Here is a 3342-nt window from a genome sequence, read left to right on the forward strand (position 1 = left end):
CCATGCCCCAGTCTTCGCTCGCCCATCCCGGGCAAATCGCACCTCCCAAGCCAGTCATTCCCTGCCAGCGCCTGCGCGCCTCCCAACGGAGGGCGCCCGATGCCTAGGTACCCGCACTACAACATCACCGCCCAACGCGCCGGGCGCGACACCTTCCTCACGGCCCACGCCCCTTCTGAAAGCCCACTAAGCCTCGCCGCCGAGAAAACCGCGCAACTCAACGCGCTGCTTTCGGTGGCTGTCGAGAACGCTGCCGGCGGCTCCTTCTGCAACATCACCGAAGAAACGCAGAGCCATCTGCTTTCGCTGGCGGCTGTGCTCGCGCATGAAACGCTGGTGCTGAGCGAGTTGGCCGCGCTGGACGATGAGGAGGAGGAGGGCGGCGACGGATGATGGCTGGCAGGCCGTTTAGCCACAGCGGGCGGCGATGGCTGCACGGCGCATGACATCGATACGGTACTTCGCGCGTATCGCGGCTTGGCGGCGCAGAACAAAGTGCACTACAACACGCGCTGCAAATCGCGTCGCCAATCGCGCGCTTGCAGCCCCATGCGGCCATCGACTATGTTGAATCTCAAGGCCGACGTGGCCGCTTCGATGGGGAGCCATGATGAACAGGGTCATAGGACACCTGGCCGTGCTCGTTGTCTTGGGCCTGTCTGTCTTGCGTGGGGCGCAGGCATCCGACATCGACTGTAAGTCAGCGCCCGGCACGGGATCGGTCCGCTGCGAAGATCCACAAGGCAACGGGATGCGATGTGCGCTGGCGACCGATGGCCGCCCGCGCAACAAGCACCTGGTCTGCGATAACGCGGAGCTTTCGATGCGCTACGAGCGCATCTATGCCGAACAGCAGAGGCTGCTGCACAGCGGTGTCACCAACGATGCGGACGTCCGCGCCTGGCGCAGCAAGCGCGATGCCTGCGGCTCCGTGCGCTGTCTTGATAGCCTGTTCCATGAATGGTGGCGGTGGCGGGACGCTGCCCGCATGAAGCCGGCACGGCCCGCCGTGGCGCCGAGCAAGACCATTGCGCCGAGCACGACCGTCATGCCGAATACGACCGTTGTGCCGAGCACGACCGTCATGCCAAGCACGACCGTTGCGGCGCCTGTCCCGCCAGAGCAGGAGCCGGCACCTCCCGCGCAAGACATGGCGACGCCGACTCCGCTGGCTGCCGCGCCAGAGAGCGCGCAACCGAGCGAGCCGACAGCGCCGGCGGCCGCCGACGTTCAGGCCCCGCCGAACCCGATCGGAACCGGGCAAGTCCCGCCCGAGCCAGCCTCCGGTGCCGGGGTGTCGCCAGGCTTGTCGTCAGGCTTGCGGACGGGCTTGCTGACGGGCTTCGCCGCCTTCGGCATTGGAGCGGCCTGGCTTTGGAAGCGCAAGCGAGATCGGCGCGCCTCGCCTAAACATGAACGGCGTCGGGCCATCTCCGCAGGCATGGCGATCCTGTACGGCTTGCTCATCGTGAATGTGCTGCTTCTGGCGTTCACGCTGAGGTCGAGTTAGCACACCTTGTTGTCGCACGGCTGGCCAAGGCGCCATGTCACGCCGAGCGCTGCGGCTGGCCGAGTGATGATCATCAGCTTCTGGGCGACCTGGTGCGCGCCATGCCGCAAAGAAATGTCGGCGCTTGATGCGTTCTATCAAGAGCATCACGCGCAAGGCGTGGACGTCGTTGCCGTCAGCATTGACAAGCTCAGCGACCGTTACTTCTAACCACTGAAAGCGCTTTTCACATTGCGGAATCCACGCCGAGTTTCCCCGGTGTTTTGTTTTCGTTCCTCGAAAACGCGTTCCACATCGCGAAATTCAATGCCTATCTCATTGAATAATAAGGATAAACCAACTCTTATGTCTTATATAAGACTTCGCCGTGGCGGGCCAGAGGCGCCATACAATGATCCCACGCTGCTTGCTTCGACATCCGTAGCGGCACACGCAACCCTTTCTTCAAACTTCAAACGCGCTTAGGAATTTCACATGACCCAGTATCAAGACGACATCAAGGCAGTTGCCGGTTTGAAAGAGAACCACGGCAGCGCATGGAATGCCATCAACCCCGAGTATGCGGCCCGCATGCGTGCCCAGAACAAGTTCAAGACGGGTCTGGACATCGCCAAGTACACCGCCAAGATCATGCGCGCCGACATGGCCGCCTACGATGCCGATCCGTCCAAGTACACCCAGTCGCTGGGTTGCTGGCACGGCTTCATCGGTCAGCAGAAGATGATCTCGATCAAGAAGCACTTCAACAGTACCGAACGCCGCTACCTGTACCTGTCCGGCTGGATGGTGGCCGCGCTGCGCTCCGAGTTCGGCCCGCTGCCGGACCAGTCGATGCACGAAAAGACCTCCGTCAGCGCGCTGATCCGCGAGCTGTACACCTTCCTGCGCCAGGCCGACGCCCGTGAACTGGGCGGCCTGTTCCGCGAACTGGATGCTGCCCAAGGACCGGCCAAGGCCGCCATCCAGGAAAAAATCGACAACCACGTCACCCACGTTGTGCCCATCATCGCGGACATCGACGCAGGTTTCGGCAACGCCGAAGCAACGTACCTGCTGGCCAAGCAGTTCATCGAAGCCGGCGCATGCTGCATCCAGATCGAAAACCAGGTGTCCGACGAGAAGCAGTGCGGCCACCAGGATGGCAAGGTCACCGTGCCACACGAGGACTTCCTGGCCAAGATCCGCGCCATCCGCTACGCCTTCCTGGAACTGGGCGTGGACGACGGCATCATCGTGGCCCGTACCGACTCGCTGGGCGCTGGCCTGACCAAGCAGATCGCCGTGACCAACACGCCGGGTGACCTGGGCGACCAATACAATTCCTTCCTCGATTGCGACGAAATCTCGGCCGATGCACTGGGCAATGGTGACGTCATCATCAAGCGCGACGGCAAGCTGCTGCGCCCTAAGCGCCTGCCTAGCAACCTGTTCCAGTTCCGCGCCGGCTCGGGCGAAGCGCGCTGCGTACTGGATTGCGTCACCGCACTGCAAAACGGCGCTGACCTGCTGTGGATCGAAACCGAAAAGCCGCATATCGCCCAGATCGGCGGCATGGTCAGCGAGATCCGCAAGGTCATCCCGAACGCCAAGCTGGTGTACAACAACAGCCCGTCGTTCAACTGGACGCTGAATTTCCGCCAGCAGGTGTACGACGCGATGAAGGCCGCGGGCAAGGATGTGTCGGCATACGAGCGCACCCAGCTGATGAGCGTGGAGTACGATCAGACCGAACTGGCACAGCTCGCCGACGAAAAGATCCGGACCTTCCAGGCCGACTCGTCGCGCGAAGCAGGTATCTTCCACCATCTGATTACGCTGCCGACCTACCACAC

General features: G+C 62.4%; 4 protein-coding genes. All 4 read left to right on the top strand.

Annotation, left to right across the window (positions count from 1 at the left end; all coding sequences use genetic code 11):
* Nucleotides 1-99 precede the first annotated feature (99 nt).
* On the top strand, nt 100-393 hold the full coding sequence (locus tag AC1DS3_RS36945) for a hypothetical protein (RefSeq protein ID WP_441635962.1): 294 nt from the start codon (nt 100-102) through the stop codon (nt 391-393).
* A 214-nt stretch (nt 394-607) separates the two neighbouring features.
* Nucleotides 608-1510, top strand: a complete 903-nt coding sequence (locus tag AC1DS3_RS36950; RefSeq protein ID WP_441635960.1) for a GntR family transcriptional regulator — start codon at nt 608-610, stop codon at nt 1508-1510.
* 9 nt (nt 1511-1519) lie between these two features.
* Nucleotides 1520-1720 (top strand): TlpA disulfide reductase family protein, encoded by a 201-nt coding sequence (locus AC1DS3_RS36955; protein WP_477129171.1) that lies wholly within the window; start codon nt 1520-1522, stop codon nt 1718-1720.
* A gap of 264 nt (nt 1721-1984) precedes the next feature.
* On the top strand, nt 1985-3342 hold a 1358-nt coding region (locus AC1DS3_RS36960), incomplete at its 3' end, for an isocitrate lyase (protein ID WP_477129172.1).

The organism is Cupriavidus sp. 01L46 (genome assembly GCF_056399905.1).